Consider the following 21966-nt stretch of genomic DNA (forward strand, 5'->3'; position numbering starts at 1 on the left):
CTTATTTATTTTTAGTCAATGAGAATCGCTCAAGATATAAACTTAGCGCCAAAAGAATGATTATCCCACAAATGACAAGGCTCACTAGGAGCATTTCTTGATTCAAGGTCGTTAAGTTTTTTAATTTCAAACCAATTCCTAAAAATTCCTTGGCATCTGCGTTTACAGCGTCTTTTGCAATCAAAAGCTGACGATAAGCAGCTGATACGTAGGCTGCTGGTGTTAATTTGACCACTTTTTGTGCAAAATCAGGCAAAGCACCAATCGGCATATAAACCCCAACAAGAAAACCTGAAACTGTTCCTACAATAGTCGAGAGAGCTTCGTTTGTCGTTAAAGTTTTGACAAATTGCAAAACAAGCAAAGCAAAACCTGCTCCCATGATTGAACTCAAAAGCATGATTAAAAGCATTTGAGGCAAGTGTTCAAGCCCAAAACTAATGCCATCTTGCCAGTAAAAATAAAGTTTCATGATAGCTAACATGACTAGCTGCATGATAAAACCAATCAAGCTAGATGAAATAAGATAGCCAAGATAAAGTTTTAATTGTGAAATATCTGTCAGCAAGAAATCTTCCAACTTATGACTCACCTTGTCTTGCACCAAGCGAGAAATCCCTGTCCACGTTGTTGTCATGCTGGTCACTGCAAGTGTACCGCCCAAGACCCAATTATCAAGCAGTTCTTCCAGATTTGGTGTCCCAGCAAAAGAATCCTGCATATTTTTCTGCAAAAAAATCACATAAAGAATAAAAGCAATCAAAGCTCCCAAAAGTGAGAAAAAGACACTTGCTTTATTTGAAAAATAGAGCTGTAAATTGCGTTTTGTCATCGCCCACATATTAAGCCATCTCCCTTCCCGTAATACTCAAAAAGACATCATTGATATTTGCTTTAACATAATCAAAATCATTAATCGCTGCACGCTTATCAGATAAAATTTGCAAAGCTTCTTTTGAATCATTGACAACAAGCTTCAATTGACCATTTCCCAAAAGCTGATACGCTACGTCCGAAAATGCTGATGCATCACTCGCATCAACGAGCAAGTATGGTTTAGAATAAGCTTCTTTCAGCTCCTTAGCAGAGCCTTTAGCCAAAACCTTACCACGGTCGATAATATAAGCCATATCGGCATTTTCAGCCTCTTCGAGATAATGAGTAGTCAAAAAGATTGTCAACTTTTCTTCACGCTGCAAGCGACGTAATAACTCCCAAATCGCCTTGCGTGTCTGAATATCAAGACCAGTCGTCGGCTCATCTAAGAAAAGAAGATTAGGTTTGTTCAAGAGGGCTCGCACAATATCAACTCGACGACGTTGGCCACCTGATAGCGTTCCATAAGCTTGATTAAGAAACTCCTCAATGCCAGTCAGATGAATCAGCTTTTCCATCCAATTCTTATCACGATTGCGATAAAGCGATTGGCGGCTCTTTAAATTGTCCAAAACACTAAGTTCAGCATCAAGCACACTGTCTTGGAAAACCATTCCGATTTTCAGATTTGGCGATAATTCAATCTCACCAGACGTTGGTTTTAACAAGCCTGTCAACATCTTCATCGTTGTTGATTTTCCGGCACCGTTTGTCCCGATATAAGCCAGTAATTTTCCTTCTTCTACCTCTAAGTTCAAGTGGTCAATAACCGTTTTATTTCCGAATGTTTTAACCAGATTCTTTGTCCTAATTAACATAGCCGTCCTCCCTTTTGACATTATTTTATCAAAAAAAGACCTGAAATAAAGCCTTTTTCGGTAAGCGGTTAAAAATAATTGCTAAGCGGTAAAATAAAAAGCCCTTAAAGGGCTTTTTTTATCTAACAGCAGTCACAACAACATAGCGATTTGGGTCATTTCCTTCTGAATAGCTGTCTACGCCTTCGATACCAGTAATGGTTTTGTGAACAATTTTGCGTTCGCTATTGCTCATCGGGTCCATGACATAATCTTTACCTGTTTCAAGCACACGGCTTGCTGCTTTACGAGTAAATTCAATCAATGTTTCTGTACGGTGTTCAACGTAATCATGAACATTTAAAATCACAGAGAAATTCTTTGAATAACGGTCATGTAAGAAATTTTGTGAAAGCAATTGAAGAGATTTCAAAACCTTACCGTGATAGCCAATCACACGACCAGCTTCCGGTGTTTCGATTTGCAAATTAATTTGGCGACGATTGTGGCTAGTCTCAACAGTTGCCTCAATATCCATTTCGTAAATGATTTTTTTAACATATTCAGCAACTTCTTCAGTCGCTTTTTCAATGTCTTTACTCAATTCACGTTGAGCTGGAAACTCACTTGCAACAAATTCTTCAAAGCTTTGTTCAGAACGAACAGGTTTTGGAACATCTGAAACTTCGACAACTTCAGGTGTTTTTTCAGTTTCTGCTTCATTAACTTTTTCAAGAGCTTCTAAGACTTCTGTGTGACCTGCTTCCTCAAGAATAGTTTGTGTTTTTTTCTTGTGCATAACGATGTCTTCTTTGACAGAATCATCGATGACTTCGCCACGCTCTTCCATTTTCTTGATGATACCAGTTACTTTTCGAAGTTCCATTGTATCTTCGAATTTTGATGATACAGGTTCATTTTTTTGATTAACTTCTTCAGGCACACCTTTGACCGCTTTTTGGTTAGCACGGTGTGCAGTCACTTCGTTAATGCCTTCAATATCTACTTGAGCAGGTTTCTTTCCAAAACCAAAGAAACCTTTTTTCTCACGAGAAACAACTTTAATATGAGCTTTGAGGCGTGAAAGATTTAATTCCTTCAAACCTTTTTCAATAGCATCTTCAACAGTTCGACCTGTGAATATTACCATATTTTTATCCTCTTACTTTCTTCTCTTTTGCGCTTTCTTCTTAGCACGACGAATTTTAGCGGCACGTTCTTTTTCAGCTTCTTCTTCTGCTTTACGCTTAGCAATAATTTTAAACGGATTGTTCAATAGAAGAACTTGGAAAACTTGGAAAGCGTAAGAAACTGACCAATAAAGCACAACCCCTGATGCCAAACGGAAAGCTAAGAAGAAAATCATGATTGGCATCACGTAAGTCATCATCGTCATTGCCATGTTTTTCTCGCGCGCAGCTTTATTACTCAACCAAGTTGAAAGGAAAGTAAAGAAAGCAGCCAAGACAGGCAAGATATAGTATGGGTCTGGTTGTGATAATTCAATCCACAAGAAAGTTCCAGTTTTTAGGAAAGCAACACGAGTCAATGCTTGGTACAAAGCCATCAAAATTGGCAATTGAATCACTAATGGAAGCATTGTCGCATATGGATTAACACCATATTCTTTATAAAGAGCTTGACTTTCCTCAGTCAACTTCATGCGGCTGTCAGTATCACGACCAGGATATTTTTCTTGTAATTTTTTAAGTTCTGGCTGCAAATCTTGCATTTTTTGACTAGATTTGATTTGCATATTAAACAATGGCATCAAGATTGCTCGAATGATGATTGTAAAGAGAATAATCCCCACACCAATACGACCATTAATTGAAAGCCATTGAATAGCTTTGGCAAAGAAGTAAACAATTTGTTCCCAACCATTTGTTGAGGAAGCGGTTACTTCGCTGCGCCCACAAGCAGCCAAAAGACCTAAAGTAAGACTACTTAATCCTAATAATTTAATCTTTCTTTTCACTATTGAGACCTTCCTGATATAAATTAGCAAGTTTTAAAACGTGCAATAGATTTTTTTTCACTTCATGGTAATCAAGTTCCTCGACACCTTTACGCGCAATGATGACAAAGTCCTGATTAATCAAGTTTGGTGACAATTCCATGATAACGTGTCGAATTTTTCGTTTAATGCTATTACGAGTGACAGCGTTACCAAGTTTCTTGCTCACAGAAAGCCCTACTCGATAGTGGCTCTGATTTTTTTCTAAATGATAAAGGACAAATTTTCGGTTAGCAACACTTGATCCTTTGCTAAAAATCGCCTGAAAATCTTTGTCACTTTTGACACGATAGGTTTTCTTCAACGTACGACTCCATTCTAAATTATTTTTATTATACCATAAAAATCGAAAAAAGCCCTAACCTCTAAGAAGTTTGGGCCTATTATCTTTAAAATATTTTTATTGGAATCTATGCTCAACGTTTTTTAAGTCAAAATGACAGTCGATTGAGTTTTTATAAAGCATTTTTTGCCAATTCAATTTGCCATTTTACTTGGTCAAAACCAGTTCCGCCAAGAGAGTGACGGCGTTCAACTGCCGTATGAGATTTGAGAGTTTCATAGATATCTTCCTCAATCAAATCAGAAATTTCTTGGTAACGTTCAAACGGCACATCTTGCAAATAATATCCAGCTTTTGTGCATTCAAGAACTAATTTACCAACAATTTCATGCGCTTGACGGAAAGGAAGTCCTTTGCTAGCAAGATAGTCAGCCAATTCTGTCGCATTTGAGAAATCTTTTTCAGTCGATTCAGCCATATGTTCTTTATTAACGGTCATAGTTTTTAGCATGCCAGCTAAAATATCAATAGCAACCGTGATTGTTTCAACCGTATCAAACATGCCTTCTTTATCTTCTTGAAGGTCTTTATTATAAGCTAATGGCAAAGATTTCATAACTGTCAAAAGCCCAAAGAGATTGCCATAAACACGACCTGATTTCCCACGAATTAATTCTGCCATGTCAGGATTTTTCTTTTGTGGCATGATAGATGAACCCGTTGAGAACGTATCTGAAAGAGTTACAAATTTGAATTCATTTGAACACCAGCTGATGATTTCTTCACAGATACGACTCATATGCATCATCAAAATCGAACTATTTGCCAAAAATTCCAAGATAAAATCACGGTCAGACACAGCATCAAGCGAGTTGCTGTAGGGTTTGGCAAAGCCCATAAGCTGCGCTGTCATTTCACGGTCAATCGGGAAAGTTGTCCCAGCGAGAGCAGCCGCACCAAGCGGTGACAAATCAGCATGCTTCACGTTAAACTCAAAGCGCTCGCTATCACGGGTAAACATATTGTAATACGCCATCAAGTGGTGCCCAAATGAAATTGGCTGTGCATGTTGCAAATGCGTGTAACCTGGCATGATTGTGTAAACGTGCTCTTCAGCCAAATCAACTAAAGTCTTACGCAAATTACCAAGCTTTCCAATCACTTCATCAAGCTTAGCTTTCAAGTACAAGTGCATATCAGTTGCAACTTGGTCATTACGCGAACGTGCTGTGTGCAATTTTCCAGCCACAGGACCGATTTTTGCTGTCAAAAGACTTTCCATATTCATATGAATGTCTTCGTTTGACACGTCAAATTCAATTTTTCCAGCCTTGTATTCTTCAAGGAGTTCTTCAAGACCGGCCTTGATTTGAGCTGCTTCATCTTTTGTGATAATGCCTGTTTCACCAAGCATTGTCACGTGTGCAATAGAACCTTTCAAATCAAATTCTGCCATTTTTTGGTCAAAAGAAATCGATGCACCAAATTCCTCAACCCATTTTTCAAGACCAGCTTCAAAACGCCCGCCCCATAATTTATGATTTTCTGTTGTCATATCACTGATACAATGAACCACCAAAGCTGGCGTTCAAAGCCTTTCTCTTTTCTTATTTCAATTAACAAATAAGTCCTAGGAGCTACCAAGGACTTATGATGTGTTGCCTCACTGGGCGAATGTCTTAAATGAATCTCACAGGATATCATTATTTAAGCTCGATGCCACTCTCTGTTGACACTAACGAGTGTTTGGTAAGTTATAAGAAAAGAGTCTCAGATGGGGCTCTCTGTCCCCTTTTATCTGATGCTTGGTGGAAATTTTTGGTACTAATCATAGGCATCATGACTTGCCGTATCCTAAGTACTGCCTGCGCCATTCTTCCTTGGTTAGCTTTGAACCCCTCACCAATTCTTTTCTTGTTTATTTGGCTGTGACATGTTCACGCCCATGTTTTTCTTTTCCATAATCGACTGCTTAAGCAGATGATTTATTTATTGTTAACTTGTGAGTTAACTTGAGTTGGTAGTCCCCAAAGTTTGATGAAGCCTACGGCTGCATCTTGGTCAAAGCTATCAGCTGATGTGTAAGTTGCCAAGTTTTCATCGTAAAGTGAATTTGGTGATTTACGAGCGACAACTTTTGCTGAACCTTTGTACAATTTGACTTTTGCAGTACCATTAACAACTTTTTGCGTTTCTTTGATGTAGGCAATGATAGCTTTTGTTGCTGGGCTGAACCACAAAGCATTATAGATAAGATTTGACAATTCATTTTCAAGAATTGGTTTGAAATGAGACACTTCACGAACAAGTGTGATATCTTCGATTTCTTTGTGAGCTGTCAAAAGAGTAATCGCACCTGGGCACTCATAAATTTCACGTGATTTGATACCAACCAAACGATTTTCAACGTGGTCGATACGACCGATACCGTGTTTGCCAGCGATAGCATTTACTTCTTGGATAAGGTCAGCAAGTTTCATTTCTTTGCCATTAAGAGCGACTGGCTTACCTTCTTTGAATTCGATATCGATAAATTCTGGTGTATCAGGAGCTTCTTCTGGTGAAGTTGTGATACCAAAAGCGTCTTCTGGAGCTTGATTCCATGGATTTTCAAGGACGCCACATTCGTTAGCACGCCCCCAAAGGTTTTGGTCAACTGAATATGGATTGTCAAGGTCAGCAGGAACTGGAACACCATTTGCTTTAGCGTATTCAATCTCTTCTTCACGAGACCATTTCCATTCACGGACTGGAGCAATAACTTTCAATTCAGGGTCAAGCGCAGCGATTGCTACTTCGAAACGAACTTGGTCGTTACCTTTACCAGTACAACCGTGAGCGATTGTTGTCGCACCAGTTTTATGAGCGATTTCTACCAATTTTTTAGAAATCACTGGACGGCTAAGAGCTGATACCAATGGGTATTTTTGTTCGTAGTAAGCATGAGCTTGAAGTGCTGGAAGAACATACTCTTCAGCGAATTCATCTTTAACATCAAGAACATAAGATTCAACCGCACCAACTTTAAGAGCTTTATCATGAATAAAATCAAGGTCTTTACCTTCGCCGACGTCCATACAAACCGCAACGACATCATAATCTTTCATAAGCCAAGTAATAGCAACTGAAGTATCAAGACCACCTGAGTAAGCAAGGATAACTTTTTCTTTTGACATAGGAATACTCTCTTTTCTTATTTTGTGTTTTTATCAACTTTATGTGTATAATTATACACACACCAAATATCCTTGTCAAGAATTTTTTGAATATTTTTTCAAAAAACTTGCAATTTTTATGATTTTATAACAAATATACAGTATATATACAAATATTCAATAGTTTTATGCAAAAAAATCCCCCCAGCTGAGCTAGGGAGATATGTATTATCTTAATTATAGAATTTTTTCAAATCGTTCTGTGTAGAATAGCGCTGCTGTCATTACAATTGTACAAATGAATAGGCAAAGTGCTGCTACTGTCCATGAACCAAAAAGGTCAAAGCTATAACCAAAGAGCGTTGGTCCGAAGGCTGCTAGCAAGTAACCACCTGATTGTACCATACCTGATAATTGTGCTGTTTGGCTTGGTGTATGTGATTTCATTGAGAAAGCCACAAGCATGTATGGGAAAAGGGCACTAACTGCGATACCGATAAGAATATTCACAATCAACCAGTAAGTAAAGCTGCTTGTTTGGAACAAGAGCATACCTGTACCTGCAATACCACAAATTGATACGATAGCAAGCATGATTTTACGATTTTTACTTGAAAGGCTAGTTGTCAATGTTGGAATAGTCAATGAGAATGGCAAGCTCATCAATGAGTAAATTGAAGCTAAAATTCCCGCTGCTTCGCTTGAAACGCCTGCTTGGCTAGCCATTGTTGGCAACCATGTCATCCCTGTGTAGAAAAGAAGTGATTGCAAGCCACCAAAGATAAGAAGGGCAATTGCCGCTTTGTTTTTCCAAAGAGATACTGAGTGTGTGTGTTCATCTTTTTCTGTCATATGATTGTGGAAAGTATTTGGAAACCAAACAACTAACGCAATCAAAATCAAGAGACTAAGGATAACGATTAGCCCTTTCCAAGAAGTCATTTTAACAATCGGCACAGCGACTGATGAGGCAACTGATGAGGCAATCCCCATAGCTGTTGTGTAAACCGTTGTTAACAACCCGATACGAAACGGTTGGTTTGCTAAAATGATACTTGGGAACAAAACGTTCATCATGGCAATGCTGATACCGATAATCATCGTACCAATGTACAGACTTGGAAGGTTAAATACACGCATGATTGACCCTGCAAAGAGTGCAACCAAAACCATAGTGAATAATTTTTCAAGTCCAAACTTGTCTGCTAGACGCGGTGCCAAAGATGAGCAAAACGCAAACATAATCAATGGAATACTAGTTAAAATCCCTAATGAATTCACAGAGACACCCAAACCATCTGCCACATCACTTAGGACAGTTGGAATAGTGGTAAAAGGAATACGCATTACGGCACCTACTAGGATAATCCCTGGAACAAAAAAGATTGAATTGTCTTTTTTCATGTAACCCCTCTTAACTTATAAATAACAATTTTTAAAGCCTATTATAGCAGGAACTGAGGCTCTTTAGAATAGGAAAAATCAAAGAAAACGTTTTTCACAAGCAATTAAAATCTTTCTAAAAATTCACAATATATAGATAAAAATACATTTTTTAAAATAACAAAAAAACCTGAGAAAAACTCAGGCTTTTTATCTATTATTTCAAGCTGTTAAGCATGTTTTCAATGTGTTCAATTGATTTTTCACGACCAAGAAGGTAGATAGTATCTGGAAGTTCTGGACCGTGCATTTCACCTGAAACGGCGATACGAATTGGCATGAAGAGATTTTTACCTTTGATACCAGTTTCTTTTTGAACAGCTTTGATTTGTGGGAAGATGTTTTCTGATTTGAAATCTTCATCACTCATAGCTTCAAGTTTAGCTTTGAAAGCTTCAAGAACTGTAGGAACTGTTTCACCAGCCATAAATTCTTTTTCAGCATCTGTCAATTCTGGGAAATCTTCGAAGAACAAGTCAGTCAATGGAATGATTTCATCAACAGATTTCATTTGTGGTTTGTAAAGTTCAACCAATTTTTCAGCTTTGTCAGTCAAACGACCAGCTTCTTCCAAGAATGGTTTAGCCATTGCAAAGATTGTATCGAAATCTGCGTTCTTGATGTATTCGTTGCTCATCCAGTCCATTTTCTTTTGGTCAAATGCAGCTGGAGATTTGCTCAAACGGTGTTCATCAAAGAGTTTGATTAATTCTTCACGTGAGAAGATTTCATCTTCACCACCAGGGTTCCAACCAAGAAGAGCGATGAAGTTGAATACTGCTTCTGGCATGTAACCTTTTTTACGGTAGTCTTCGATGAATTGAAGAGTGTTTGTGTCACGTTTTGACAATTTTTTACCAGTTTCAGAGTTGATAATCAATGTCATGTGACCGAATTCTGGTGCTTCCCAACCAAGTGCTTCGTAAACCATCAATTGTTTTGGTGTGTTTGCGATGTGGTCATCACCACGGATAACGTGAGAGATTTCCATCAAGTGGTCATCGATAACAACGGCAAAGTTGTATGTTGGGTAACCATCTTTTTTCTGGATAACCCAGTCACCACCGACGTTTCCACCTTCAAATTCGATGTCGCCTTTAACGATATCATGCCATTTGTAGATACCTGATTCGTTAACAGCCAAACGAACTGTAGGAATGATTCCTTTTGCTTCACGTTCTGCGATGTAAGCTGCTTTTTCTTCTTCAGACATACCAAGGAATTCGTTGATGTAACGAGGTGTTTCACCAGCAGCTTCTTGGCGTTCACGTTCTGCAGCTAATTCTTCTTCAGTAACGTATGATTTATAAGCTTTACCTTCAGCCAACAATTGGTCGATGTATTTTTGGTAGATGTCCAAACGTTCTGATTGGCGGTATTTTTCGTGAGTTTGTGGGCTTTCGTCCCAATCCATTCCCAACCATTTAAGGTTTTCCAATTGTGAACGTTCACCGTCTTCGACATGACGTTTACGGTCAGTATCTTCGATACGGATAACAAAATCACCACCGTGGTGACGAGCGTAAAGATAATTAAAGAGCGCAGTACGCGCATTTCCAATGTGTAAAAGTCCTGTTGGACTTGGTGCATAACGCACGCGAATTTTCTTAGGCATTTTCGTCTCCTGTTAAAATTTCAATCGTTTCTATTATAGCACAATCTTTAGTCTTGGAACAAAAAATCAGCTGAAAACAGCTGATTTCTAACATATCTTTCTATAAATTATCACTGTCTAAAGGCTGTAAAACTTTTAAAGCACTTTCACGCTTTGCCAGTTTCCCATCACAAACATCCTATGGCAAATCATTGCCTGCAGCTAAATAGATTTCGTACCATTCTTTTCGTGTTAGAACAATGTCTGCTGCTTTAGCTGCTTGGGCAACTCGCTCAGATTTTGTTGTTCCGATGACGGCTTGCATCTGTGCTGGGTAGCGAAGTACCCAAGCAATAGCAATCGCTGACGGCGTCACTTGATATTTTTCTGCTAAACGTTCCAAAACGCGATTCAATTCAGGGTATTTTTCTGAACCCAAGAACACACCGCCAAAATAGTCAAACTGAAGCACTGACCAAGCTTGAATCACCACATCATTTAAGCGACAATATTCAAAAATACTGCTGTCGCGGACAATTCCTGCATCTTGTTTCATATTGACATGAAATCCTGCATCAAAACTTGGCGTAAATGCTGCGCTCAACTGCAATTGATTAGCTACCAAAGGTTGCTTGACATCTTTTTTAATCAACTCCATCATCATCGGATTTTGATTTGAGACACCAAAATCAATCACTTTGCCTTGAGCTTTCAAAATATCAAAAGCTTCTGCGATTTCTTCTGGTTCCATGAGGGCATCAGGTCGATGTAGCAAAAGTGAGTCAATGTAATCCACGCCAAGACGTTCTAAAATCCCATCAACAGCTTCTAGGATATGCTCTTTTGAAAAATCAAAATAAGTAAAGTCTTCCATTCGGATACCACATTTTGATTGAATCCACATCTTTTCACGCAAATCGGGACGACGTTTCAATACTTCACCCAAAATACGTTCACATTCTCCGTGCCCATAGCAATCCGCAATATCAAAAGCATTGATACCAACAGCTAAAGCTGACTCAATCAATTCTTCAACCTGATCGACAGTCATCTCTGAAATACGCATCAAGCCCAAAACAACTTCTGAAATTTCTACTTGACGTTCACCAAATTTAATATATCTCATCTTTTTCCTCTTCTAAAAAATTTACATTCTAAACAAGGACTTCACTAATACGACCTGTATCGACATCATAAATAGCACCTGAAATCTCAATATCATCAGGAATCAAAGGTGAATTGCGCAGTTTCATAACATCCTCACGAACACTTTCTTCCACATCAGAAAACGGCAAAAAGTCTTTCCCTTGAACATCAACACCTAAATCACGCTCAAGCTGTTTGGCAAAGCCTTCATTGCTGAGTCCTTGCATGCCACAATCTGTATGGTGTAAGACAACAATCTCACGTGTCCCAAGTTGCTGCTCTGAAATGACCAACGAACGAATAGTGTCATCTGTCACGCGCCCACCTGCGTTCCGCAAAATATGAGCATCACCAAGTGCCAAACCAAGCGCATGCGCGACGTGCAAACGTGAGTCCATACAAGTCACGATGGCAACGTGCGTTTTTGGTTTTTGTGGCAAATGCGCCGTGCCATGTAAATCCGCATAAGCTTGATTGGTCTTTAAAAATTTTTCAAAATAAGACATAACAGTCCTCCTAATATGTATCTATGAGAGCGTTTTTATCATCTTATCATTTTTAGAACAACTTATCACTTAAAACGACTTGACACAAAAAAAGAGGAGTAACCTCCTCTGCAATTCTATTTAAAAACTTTCTTAAGAACTTCTCCAACAGTTGTCACACCAACAACTTCAATAGATGATGGCATATCAATACCAACTAAAGAATTTTTCGGTGCGTAAACTTTTGTAAAGCCAAGCTTAGCTGCTTCATTGATACGTTGTTCAATACGAGTGACGCGACGAATTTCACCTGTCAAGCCAATTTCACCGATAAAAGCTTCTTGTGGATTTGTTGGCTTTTCTTTGTAGCTTGACGCAATAGCTACCGCTACTGCCAAGTCAATCGCTGGCTCATCAAGTTTGACACCACCAGCAGATTTGAGATAAGCATCTTGATTTTGCAATAAAAGCCCACAACGTTTTTCAAGTACCGCCATAATCAGACTAACGCGATTGAAATCAAGCCCAGTCGTTGTGCGTTTGGCATTTCCAAAAACAGTCGGTGTCACCAAAGCTTGAACCTCCGCCAAAATCGGACGACTACCTTCCATGGTTACCACGATAGCTGAACCAGTCGCGCCATCCAAGCGTTCTTCCAAGAAAACTTGGCTCGGATTAAGCACTTCAACCAGTCCACCAGATTGCATTTCAAAAATGCCGATTTCGTTAGTTGAACCAAAACGGTTTTTCACTGCACGCAAGATACGGAAGGTATGATGGCGTTCACCCTCAAAATAAAGCACCGTATCCACCATATGCTCAAGCATACGTGGACCAGCAAGTTGTCCTTCCTTAGTCACGTGACCAACGATAAAGGTTGCGATGTTATTAGTCTTAGCCAACTGCATGAGCTCTGCCGTCACTTCACGCACTTGAGATACCGAACCTTGGACTCCTGAAATATCAGGACTCATAATCGTTTGAATCGAGTCAATAATTAAGAAATCAGGCTGGATTTGCTCAATCTGCGCATGGATAGCTTGCATATTTGTCTCAGCATAAAGGTAAAATTCATTATCAATGTCGCCAAGACGTTCACTGCGAAGTTTAATCTGCTCAGCTGATTCTTCACCAGAAACGTAAAGAACCGTTCCTTTCTCTGCCAGCTGAATCGAAACCTGCAAAAGAAGCGTTGATTTCCCGATACCTGGGTCACCACCGATAAGCACCAGACTACCTGGCACCACACCACCACCGAGCACACGGTTAAATTCATCCATGCCAGTCTTTGTGCGTGAATAATTAATCGAGCTAACGTCCTTCAACTTAGTTGGTTTGCTCTTTTCACCTGTCAAACTGACACGCGCATTTTTAACCTCTTGTACTTCGACTTCTTCAACAAAAGACGTCCAAGATGAACAGTTTGGACAACGTCCTAGATATTTAGGAGAATGATAGCCACACTCCTGACAAATAAACGTTGTTTTCTTCTTAGCGATAGCTCATTACCTCCTTGATATTCTTATCTTAAAACTTATTTTCCTGTTGAACCAAAGCCACCAGTACGAACGCCATCTGCTTCGTCACCGTCAGCAACCAAGAAAGGCATGAAAACACCTTGAACAATGCGTTCGCCAGCTTCAATCACAACAGTTTCATCTGTGATATTTTTCATTTGCGCAAAGATATGACCTTCATTGGCTGGATTGCCATAGTAATCACCATCAATGACACCAACAGAATTAATCAAAACCAAGCCTTTTTTACGTGGGTTTGATGAGCGGTCAAAGAGATAAAGCACTTCGCCAGCTTGCATGTAAGCTTTAACCCCAGTTGGCACCAATTTGATTTCGCCAGGTGCGATTTCTGTCGTTTCCGCAGCTTTCAAATCATAACCAGCCGCATGCGCTGTTTCACGTTTTGGTAGCAATGCTTCGTCTGTGAATTGTGAAACCAATTCAAACCCTCTAATTTTACTCATTTTGTCTCCTTAATTACTTATTCGTATTAAATTTCTTTACCTTCAAATGTAAAACGGATGTGTGGAAATTCTTTTTCGCCATCTTTGCCGACCATGAATTCTTTGGCTTCTTTTTTGATTTGATTCAAATCAACGCCTTGAATTTTTGCTGCAAAGACACAGCCACAGTAGCATTGACGATAAATGTCATACTCCTCGCACATTTCAACTGAACGGCGGTATCCATTATTTTTCTTGAAATCACTTGGCAAATACTTAGTCGCATAAACTTTTTGGACTTCGATTCCCACGCTGTTGATGACTTGGGAATTTTTGTGCGGGCTGATTGTCAAAGCACTGGCAAAGTAATCATATCCAAGCTCAACCGCCATTTTTGCCGCTTTATCCAAACGATAATCAAAACAAACCGTACAACGTTCTCCACCCTCAGGTTCGTCTTCTAGACCGTGAACCTTTTGAAAATATTCTGATGGGTCATAAGGTGCCTCAATGAAGTCAACATTATTTCCTGTTTTTTCATTAAAATCCGAGATGAATTTTTGCACCACATAAGCACGACGAAGGTACTCGTCTTTTGGATGAATATTTGAATTAGCAAAATAAACTGTTAAGTCAGCATACTGCGTCAAATATTCCAAAGTATATGTAGAGCACGGTGCACAGCAAACGTGGACAAGAATTTTTGGTCTTACCTCTTCTTGCGCCCAACGTTTAGCCATTTGTTGCATGACTCGGTCATAGTTGATTTTTTGATTGGGATTCATCTTAGATAGAACCTCTTCTAAATCAATCACCAGATAAGTCTTCCTTTCCTATTCCTGTTAAGTCATTTCATTATACCACAAGTTATTTTACAAAAACATATCGACGTTTTTTTCTATTGTAATAGCTTAAATAAAAACATGACAAAACTCACCTTTTCTAATAAACAAAGACAAACAGACTGCTCTTATGATATAATGGAGAATGTAATCTTGCTCGTTTAAGAGAGGAGTAAAAATGACAAGACAAAAAGTTGCTGTCTTAGGGCCTGGTTCATGGGGAACCGCTCTTGCACAAGTATTAAACGACAATGGACATGAAGTTTGTCTATGGGGAAATATCCCAGAACAAATTGAAGAATTAAATACGAAACACACAAATACTCGCTACTTCAAAGATATCGTTATCTCTGAAGATATCAAAGCGACACTTGATTTAAAAGAAGCTCTTACAGACGTTGATGCTATCTTGTTTGTTGTTCCAACAAAAGTTACACGTTTGGTTGCAAAACAAGTTGCTGAAACACTTGATCACAAAGCAGTTATCATGCACGCTTCTAAAGGTCTTGAACCTGGAACACACGAACGTCTTTCAACTATTCTTGAGGAAGAAATTCCTGCTGAATTGCGTTCAGATATCGTTGTTGTTTCTGGACCAAGTCACGCTGAAGAAACAATCGTTCGTGATATCACTTTGATCACTGCCGCTTCTAAAGATCACGAAGCTGCTAAATACGTTCAAAAACTATTTAGTAACAACTACTTCCGTCTCTACACTAATACTGATGTTATCGGTGTAGAAACAGCTGGTGCTCTTAAAAATATCATCGCTGTTGGAGCTGGTGCACTTCACGGTCTTGGTTTCGGTGACAACGCTAAAGCTGCTGTCATTACACGTGGACTTGCTGAAATCACACGTCTTGGAGTTAAATTGGGAGCTAACCCACTCACTTACAGCGGACTTTCTGGTGTCGGAGACCTTATCGTAACAGGAACATCAGTTCACTCACGTAACTGGCGTGCCGGTGACGCTCTTGGTCGCGGTGAAAAACTCGAAGACATCGAGAAAAACATGGGAATGGTTATCGAAGGCATTTCAACAACTAAAGTTGCTTATGAATTAGCAAAAGAATTAGATGTTTATATGCCAATCACAAGCGCTATATACAAAGTCATCTATGAAGGTGCTGACGTTCGCGAAAGCATTCTTGGTATGATGTCTAATGATTTCCGTTCTGAAAACGAATGGCATTAAAATATGGCACTAAAATTAAAATTATAGTATAATTTAATTCAGCATAGTTAATTTATGAAAAGGAGTTCTCTATGAACACAAGAAAAGTTAGAAAAGCCGTTATTCCCGCTGCTGGTCTCGGAACTCGTTTCTTGCCAGCTACAAAAGCACTCGCTAAAGAAATGCTTCCGATTGTTGATAAACCAACAATCCAATTTATCGTTGAAGAAGCCTTAAAATCAGGCATTGAAGATATCTTGGTTGTTACTGGCAAATCAAAACGTTCTATCGAAGATCATTTTGACTCAAACTTCGAACTAGAATACAACTTGGAACATAAAGGAAAAACAGATCTTCTTAAACTCGTTAACGATACAACAGCTATCAATCTTCACTTTATCCGTCAAAGTCACCCACGTGGTCTTGGGGATGCTGTTCTTCAAGCCAAAGCCTTTGTAGGCAACGAACCTTTCGTTGTTATGCTTGGTGATGACCTTATGGATATCAACAACGACAAAGCTGTTCCACTTACAAAACAATTGATTAACGACTACGAAAACACACACGCATCAACAATCGCTGTTATGCCTGTGCCACACGAAGAAGTTTCATCATACGGTGTTATCGCCCCTCAAGGCGAAGGTAAAGATGGTCTTTACAGTGTTGATACTTTCGTTGAAAAACCAGCACCTGAAGACGCACCAAGTGACCTTGCTATCATTGGTCGTTACCTTCTTACACCAGAAATCTTCAGCATTCTTGAAACTCAAGAACCTGGAGCTGGTAACGAAATTCAATTGACAGACGCTATCGATACATTAAACAAAACTCAACGCGTCTTTGCACGTCAATTTAACGGTGACCGCTATGATGTCGGTGATAAATTCGGCTTCATGAAAACTTCAATTGACTATGCCCTTCAACACCCACAAATCAAAGATAACATGAAACAATATCTTATCGATTTAGGTAAAAAATTAGAAGGTCAATCAGCCAAAAAAGAATCTAAATAATATACTATAAATTAAAAAAATTCCTCTAGATAATATCTAGAGGAATTTTTTAATGCAATGAAATCATAATCAAAAGCATACTCAGCACAACATATGTTGCCAACGCTAGCCAACGTTGCCATGGTTTAAACATATGTTTTTCCACAAGAGTTGGTAAAAAGATGGCACACAAAACACCACCAACAAGTCCACCAATGTGCCCTGCAATCCCGACACTTGGTGTGAATAAATTAAACAGCAAGTTAATCAAAATAAGCGCTTGATAATTGCGACCTAGCTCTTTCAAATAAGGATTTCTGCCAAAATATCCTGCCACCATAATTGCCGCAAAGACACCAAATAAGGATGTCGAAGCTCCTGCAGCAACAACGTTTGGCGTGAAAAATAGAGTAAAGACATTACCCACTATACCTGAGAGAACATACAAAGCTAAAAATTTATGATGTCCCCAGATTTGCTCTGCCATTTGTCCGACAAAATAAAGCGTTAAAGCATTAAAGAAAAAATGCTCCCAGCCGATATGAACAAAAATCGGTGTCACCAAACGCCATAATTGACTATGGTCGTACATGACATAAGCGCCATACATACCACCAGAATTAAAAATCGCTTGGGTAGATGTTGCATTGCCAAAATAAATCAATTGCATGGCTACAAAAACAAGTGTCGTCAGTGCCAGCAAAAGAATTGTCACAGGACTTTCCTTGATAACTTTTTTCATCGACTCAATACCTCCTTAACAGCTACGTCATGACCATCCGGCTGAAAATCAGCCTTTTGAAAATCATAAATCGTACTAATCGTATTTCCTTTATAATCTTTTAAATATCTATCGTAAAAGCCACCGCCATATCCAATACGGTAACCATCATGATTAAAGCCCACACCTGGCACATGAATCAAATCTATTTCAGATTTATCCACAGGTTTTCCACAATCAGGCTCCCATAAACCAAACTTAGTTTTAACCAGATGTTCGGGGTCATAAGCACAAAAAATCATTTTTCCTTTAGGATAAGTTTTAGGAATAAGAATTTTTTTGCCGTCTTTTTCTGCTTGATTAATCAACAGTTGGGTATCATATTCAAAATCAAAAGCCAAATATGTCGCAATTGTCTTTGCCTCTTTGTAAGCTTTTGTCTGTATAAAATCATCTAATAAAGCCTTATCTATCAAGGCTTTATCACGTTTATCTTGTCCTTTCAAATTGGCAAGAATGTTCTTTCGCAAGGCTTCTTTTTCCATGCTATTATGATAACACAAAACCGCGTTTTTACTCTGAAAAAACCTTAAAATTTACTTTAAGGTTTTTTTAAGGTTTCTCCGCTATACTATATCTATCCTAAATAGCGGTTCTCCCAAACCGCTGGGAATTGGCTCTTTTGGAGTTATTCCCTTTTCATAAATCTCCTGGACATGGTTGAAAAATCATGTCCTTCCCTTTTTAAGCCGCTAGCTCCCAATAGCGGCTTTTTTGTATTTTCTATTAAAAATGAGTTTGAGAATTTCTCAAACTCATTTATTTTATGACAAATTTGCTTTTTTCTTTAAAAAAGCTGATATTTCAGCAACTGCAAAGGAAAGAGCTGCCTCATTTGGGCTCATTTTAGGGTGATGCAAAGCATATGGCGTGTCCACGCCTAGCCAGAACATGACACCAGGAATTTGGTGCAACAAATACCCGAAATCCTCACCAGTCATGGCTGGTAGACAATCAATTAAGTTCACATTTTCCCTATTTCTAAAGAAATCCATAGCCTCACGCGCTAATTCAGGATTGTTTTCAACAGGTAAATAGCCACCTTGTTTAAGATTGATATCAACTTCCATTCCAAAACTTGCTGCAACTCCCTTAGCTATCTCAGTCACACGTTTTTGGATAAGAAGACTCATGTCTTGGGTCAAAGTGCGAATGGTACCATGCAGCTGCGCTGTTTCTGCAATGACATTATTCGTTGTCCCCGAATGAAATGACCCAAAAGTGACGACGCCACCTTGAATCGGGTCGACATTTCGACTGACAATTGTCTGCACTTGCGTGACAAAATAAGCTGCAGCAACCAAAGCATCGTTTGCTTCATGTGGAAAAGCCGCATGTCCACCTTTTCCTTTGAAAGTTATCAACACCTCGCAAGTGCCCGCAAAAAGAGTCGAGGTATTTGTCGCGATATCCCCAACCTTAAAATCAGGTCGCACATGTAGCCCGTAAAATTCATCTGGTTTCCACTCGCCAAATGCATTTTCTTGATACATGAGCATGCCACCAGCTTCATTTTCCTCAGCTGGTTGAAAAAGAAAGAGTAGATTGTTCTTTGGTTGTGTTTGCACCAATTCATCTAACAAACCAAGTGCAACGGTCATGTGCATATCATGTCCACAAGCATGCATGCGCCCTTCATGTTGACTTGCAAACGAAAGACCAGTCTCTTCAACCACTGGCAGAGCATCTATATCTGTACGCCAACCAATTGTTTTTTGAGGAGCAGAACCTTTTAAAAAGACTAAAATCCCAGTTCGCCAAGTTCGTTGTTCCACAAAGTCTTTTCCCGCTGTGATTTCTGCGATACGCTCTAAAAGGTAAACTTGCGTTTTAAATTCTTCCAAACCAATTTCTGGAATCTGATGCAAATCACGACGAATTTTAATTAAATCTAAAGTCATATGTTTTCCTTTATTTGTGAAAAGCTTGAGAAAACTCCCAAGCCTTTGAATCTCTTATTACAAATTGCGCAAAGCGTCTTCGAGTGCTGTTTTTTGTTGTGTTTTAGCATCAATTTCTTTGATGATACGAGCGGGAACGCCAGCCACAACAACATTTTCTGGAACATCTTTGGTAACAATAGCTCCCGCTGCTACGACAGAACCATTACCAACTTGGACACCTTCGATGACAACGGCATTAGCACCAACAAGGACATTATCCCCAATGCGCACTGGCTCTGCTGAAGCTGGTTCAATCACACCAGCAAGGACAGCTCCTGCACCAATATGGCTGTTTTTACCAACAATAGCACGTCCACCAAGAACAGCCCCCATATCAATCATCGTACCTGCACCAATTTCAGCACCAATGTTAATAACTGCACCCATCATGACAACCGCATTATCATCGATAGTCACTTGGTCACGAATAATGGCACCTGGTTCGATACGAGCGTTAATATTGCGTTTATCAAGCAATGGCACAGCTGAATTTCGACCGTCTTGTTCAACAACATAATCTTTATTTTCAGTCAAGTTTGCCAAAAGCGGCTCAATATCTTTCCAGTCACCAAAAAGCACGTTGCCAAGCTTAATGACACTTTCTGGAACAGCTGTAGCAAGTTTACCTTCAAATGTTACTTTAACATTTGTCTTCTTCTCAGCATTCCCAATAAAAGCAATAATCTCTTGAGCCGTCATTTTTTGTGCAGTCATATTTAAGATACCAAGAGCGTTTTAAAGACCTAGGAGAATCCTGATACCAAGACTTTCCAAGCCAAACACCCTACTCCTTCCAATTCAAAATTAGTTAATTGTATATTATTATAACAAATATTCAGAAAATTTGGAAAGAATTTTTATTTGTTTTCACAATTTCATGCCCACTTATTTTTAACACACAAAAAAGCTTCCGAGAGGAAGCTTTTTTATCTGTGTAGTGATGAATTAAAGACGTGCGTTCAATTCAGCTGACAAGTCTTCAAATCCTGGTTTACCAAGAAGAGCAAACATGTTTTTCTTGTATGCTTCTACACCTGGTTGGTTGAATGGGTTAACGGCGTTAAGGTAACCTGAAAGACCGATAGCCAATTCGAAGAAGTAGATTGTGTAACCAAGAGTGAATTCATCTTGTTGAGGAAGTGTCAAGAACATGTTAGGTACTCCACCGTCAGTGTGAGCAAGAAGTACACCATCAGTTGCTTTTTTGTTTACGAAGTCAACGTCTTTACCTTGAAGGTATCCAAGACCATCAAGGTCTTCTGACAATTCAGGGATAACAACGTTTTTACGTGGTTTATCAACACGAACAACTGTTTCGAAGATGTTACGGTAACCTTCTTGGATGAATTGTCCAAGTGAGTGAAGGTCTGTTGAGAAGTTAGCAGATGTTGGGTAGATACCTTTTTGGTGTTTACCTTCTGATTCACCAGCTAATTGTTTCCACCATTCACCGAAGTATTGAAGTGATGGTTCGTAGTTAGCCAAGATTTCAGTGATGTAACCTTTACGGTAAAGTACGTTACGAACTGCAGCGTATTGGTAAGCGATGTTTTCTGAGATTTCAGCAGAAGTCAATTCTTTACGAGCAGCGTTAGCACCGTTCATAAGAGCTTCGATATCGATACCAGCAGCAGCGATTGGAAGAAGACCTACAGCAGTCAATACTGAGAAACGTCCACCAACGTTATCTGGAACAACAAATGTTTCCCAATCGTTAGCAACAGCTTCAACTTTAACAGCACCTTTAGCTTTATCTGTTGTAGCGTAGATACGTTTGTTAGCTTCTTCTTGACCGTATTTTTCAACTAGAAGTTCTTTGAAGACACGGAAAGCGATAGCTGGTTCAGTTGTAGTACCTGATTTAGAAATGATGTTAACAGAGAAATCTTTATCTTTAACATATTCAACAAGGTCTGCAAGGTAAGTTGAAGAAATTGAGTTACCAGCGTAAAGGATTTGAGGACCTTTACGATCTGCAGATGCTTGAAGGTTGTAGAAGTGGTTGCTCAAGAAATCGATAGCAGCACGTGCTCCAAGGTATGAACCACCGATACCGATAACAACAAGAACTTCACTGTCTGATTGGATTTTAGCAGCAGCTTTTTGGATACGAGCAAATTCTTCTTTGTCGTAGTTTTCTGGAAGGTCTAACCAACCAAGGAAATCAGAACCAGGACCAGTACCTTTACGCAAATATTCGTCAGCAACGTTGACTTGTGTTTGCATGAAGTCGATTTCTTCTTGTTCGACGAATTGACCCAACAATTTTGAATAATCAAATTTAATATGTGTCATTACAAATACTCCTCAAAAAAAATTAAATTTCTCTTCTATATTACTCTTTTATGCGCTTTTTTTCAATCATTTTTGCTAAATAATCCCATATAATAAAGCGTTTCACAAGGGTTTGCCATCTTACTGAAAACTTTCATGAAACAATCAATTTAGCATGAAAAAATGCAACAATTTTTGCATAAA

Annotated in this window: 21 protein-coding genes; 2 read left to right on the forward strand and 19 right to left on the reverse strand. The window is 39.0% G+C overall.

The features are described 5' to 3' along the window. Nucleotide 1 precedes the first annotated feature (1 nt). The 14 genes from ACN0NP_RS03980 to ACN0NP_RS04045 form a co-directional block, all read right to left on the reverse strand. Complete coding sequence (locus ACN0NP_RS03980) at nucleotides 2-841, reverse strand: ABC transporter permease (protein WP_423217607.1); 840 nt, start codon at nucleotides 839-841, stop codon at nucleotides 2-4. A gap of 1 nt (nucleotide 842) precedes the next feature. Continuing rightward, nucleotides 843-1694: an ABC transporter ATP-binding protein gene (locus tag ACN0NP_RS03985; protein WP_423217608.1), complete on the reverse strand. Its 852-nt coding sequence runs from the start codon at nucleotides 1692-1694 to the stop codon at nucleotides 843-845. 118 nt (nucleotides 1695-1812) lie between these two features. Next, nucleotides 1813-2823, reverse strand: a complete 1011-nt coding sequence (jag, locus tag ACN0NP_RS03990) for an RNA-binding cell elongation regulator Jag/EloR (protein WP_024344382.1) — start codon at nucleotides 2821-2823, stop codon at nucleotides 1813-1815. A gap of 12 nt (nucleotides 2824-2835) precedes the next feature. After that, on the reverse strand, nucleotides 2836-3651 hold the full coding sequence (locus tag ACN0NP_RS03995) for a YidC/Oxa1 family membrane protein insertase (protein WP_039697830.1): 816 nt from the start codon (nucleotides 3649-3651) through the stop codon (nucleotides 2836-2838). Continuing rightward, the gene (gene rnpA, locus ACN0NP_RS04000) at nucleotides 3635-3994 is read right to left on the reverse strand and encodes a ribonuclease P protein component (protein WP_024344384.1); all 360 of its coding nucleotides are present in this window, start codon (nucleotides 3992-3994) and stop codon (nucleotides 3635-3637) included. Before rnpA ends, ACN0NP_RS03995 begins: the two co-directional genes overlap by 17 nt. A gap of 151 nt (nucleotides 3995-4145) precedes the next feature. Further along, on the reverse strand, nucleotides 4146-5528 hold the full coding sequence (gene argH, locus ACN0NP_RS04005) for an argininosuccinate lyase (RefSeq protein ID WP_021143226.1): 1383 nt from the start codon (nucleotides 5526-5528) through the stop codon (nucleotides 4146-4148). A 430-nt stretch (nucleotides 5529-5958) separates the two neighbouring features. Continuing rightward, entirely contained in the window at nucleotides 5959-7149 is a 1191-nt protein-coding gene (locus ACN0NP_RS04010) for an argininosuccinate synthase (RefSeq protein WP_021143227.1), read from the reverse strand. A 216-nt stretch (nucleotides 7150-7365) separates the two neighbouring features. Continuing rightward, a complete protein-coding gene (locus tag ACN0NP_RS04015; protein WP_423217609.1) occupies nucleotides 7366-8532 on the reverse strand; it encodes a CynX/NimT family MFS transporter in 1167 nt (388 codons plus the stop codon). 196 nt (nucleotides 8533-8728) lie between these two features. Continuing rightward, a complete protein-coding gene (gltX, locus tag ACN0NP_RS04020; protein ID WP_021143229.1) occupies nucleotides 8729-10186 on the reverse strand; it encodes a glutamate--tRNA ligase in 1458 nt (485 codons plus the stop codon). A 178-nt stretch (nucleotides 10187-10364) separates the two neighbouring features. Then, nucleotides 10365-11291: an aldo/keto reductase gene (locus tag ACN0NP_RS04025; protein ID WP_021143230.1), complete on the reverse strand. Its 927-nt coding sequence runs from the start codon at nucleotides 11289-11291 to the stop codon at nucleotides 10365-10367. Between the two features lie 28 nt (nucleotides 11292-11319). Next, nucleotides 11320-11817, reverse strand: coding sequence for a beta-class carbonic anhydrase (locus tag ACN0NP_RS04030; RefSeq protein ID WP_074450841.1), 498 nt, complete (start codon nucleotides 11815-11817; stop codon nucleotides 11320-11322). Between the two features lie 116 nt (nucleotides 11818-11933). Further along, entirely contained in the window at nucleotides 11934-13295 is a 1362-nt protein-coding gene (radA, locus tag ACN0NP_RS04035) for a DNA repair protein RadA (RefSeq protein WP_423217672.1), read from the reverse strand. A 35-nt stretch (nucleotides 13296-13330) separates the two neighbouring features. After that, nucleotides 13331-13777: a dUTP diphosphatase gene (locus ACN0NP_RS04040; RefSeq protein ID WP_021143233.1), complete on the reverse strand. Its 447-nt coding sequence runs from the start codon at nucleotides 13775-13777 to the stop codon at nucleotides 13331-13333. Nucleotides 13778-13803: 26 nt separating this feature from the next. Next, nucleotides 13804-14571, reverse strand: a complete 768-nt coding sequence (locus ACN0NP_RS04045; RefSeq protein ID WP_423217610.1) for an epoxyqueuosine reductase QueH — start codon at nucleotides 14569-14571, stop codon at nucleotides 13804-13806. A 205-nt stretch (nucleotides 14572-14776) separates the two neighbouring features. Here ACN0NP_RS04045 and ACN0NP_RS04050 point away from each other — a divergent pair, with 205 nt between their 5' ends. Both ACN0NP_RS04050 and galU read left to right on the forward strand, forming a co-directional pair. Beyond that, complete coding sequence (locus ACN0NP_RS04050; RefSeq protein ID WP_024344391.1) at nucleotides 14777-15793, forward strand: NAD(P)H-dependent glycerol-3-phosphate dehydrogenase; 1017 nt, start codon at nucleotides 14777-14779, stop codon at nucleotides 15791-15793. 71 nt (nucleotides 15794-15864) lie between these two features. Next, complete coding sequence (gene galU, locus ACN0NP_RS04055; RefSeq protein ID WP_024344392.1) at nucleotides 15865-16785, forward strand: UTP--glucose-1-phosphate uridylyltransferase GalU; 921 nt, start codon at nucleotides 15865-15867, stop codon at nucleotides 16783-16785. Nucleotides 16786-16834: 49 nt separating this feature from the next. Here galU and ACN0NP_RS04060 read toward each other — a convergent pair whose 3' ends face one another. The 5 genes from ACN0NP_RS04060 to ACN0NP_RS04080 form a co-directional block, all read right to left on the reverse strand. Next, the gene (locus ACN0NP_RS04060; protein ID WP_423217611.1) at nucleotides 16835-17506 is read right to left on the reverse strand and encodes a rhomboid family intramembrane serine protease; all 672 of its coding nucleotides are present in this window, start codon (nucleotides 17504-17506) and stop codon (nucleotides 16835-16837) included. Next, nucleotides 17503-18030 (reverse strand): 5-formyltetrahydrofolate cyclo-ligase, encoded by a 528-nt coding sequence (locus tag ACN0NP_RS04065; protein ID WP_423217612.1) that lies wholly within the window; start codon nucleotides 18028-18030, stop codon nucleotides 17503-17505. Before ACN0NP_RS04065 ends, ACN0NP_RS04060 begins: the two co-directional genes overlap by 4 nt. 279 nt (nucleotides 18031-18309) lie before the next feature. After that, nucleotides 18310-19446: an N-acetyldiaminopimelate deacetylase gene (locus ACN0NP_RS04070; RefSeq protein WP_423217613.1), complete on the reverse strand. Its 1137-nt coding sequence runs from the start codon at nucleotides 19444-19446 to the stop codon at nucleotides 18310-18312. A 57-nt stretch (nucleotides 19447-19503) separates the two neighbouring features. Continuing rightward, nucleotides 19504-20202 carry a 2,3,4,5-tetrahydropyridine-2,6-dicarboxylate N-acetyltransferase gene (dapD, locus tag ACN0NP_RS04075; RefSeq protein WP_024344396.1) on the reverse strand — a complete coding sequence of 233 codons (699 nt, stop codon included), beginning with the start codon at nucleotides 20200-20202 and terminating at the stop codon, nucleotides 19504-19506. A 231-nt stretch (nucleotides 20203-20433) separates the two neighbouring features. Continuing rightward, nucleotides 20434-21783: a glucose-6-phosphate isomerase gene (locus tag ACN0NP_RS04080; RefSeq protein ID WP_021143244.1), complete on the reverse strand. Its 1350-nt coding sequence runs from the start codon at nucleotides 21781-21783 to the stop codon at nucleotides 20434-20436. Nucleotides 21784-21966 lie beyond the last annotated feature (183 nt).

Origin of the sequence: Streptococcus equinus (genome assembly GCF_049393805.1) — a bacterium.
Classification (GTDB): Bacteria; Bacillota; Bacilli; order Lactobacillales; family Streptococcaceae; genus Streptococcus; species Streptococcus equinus.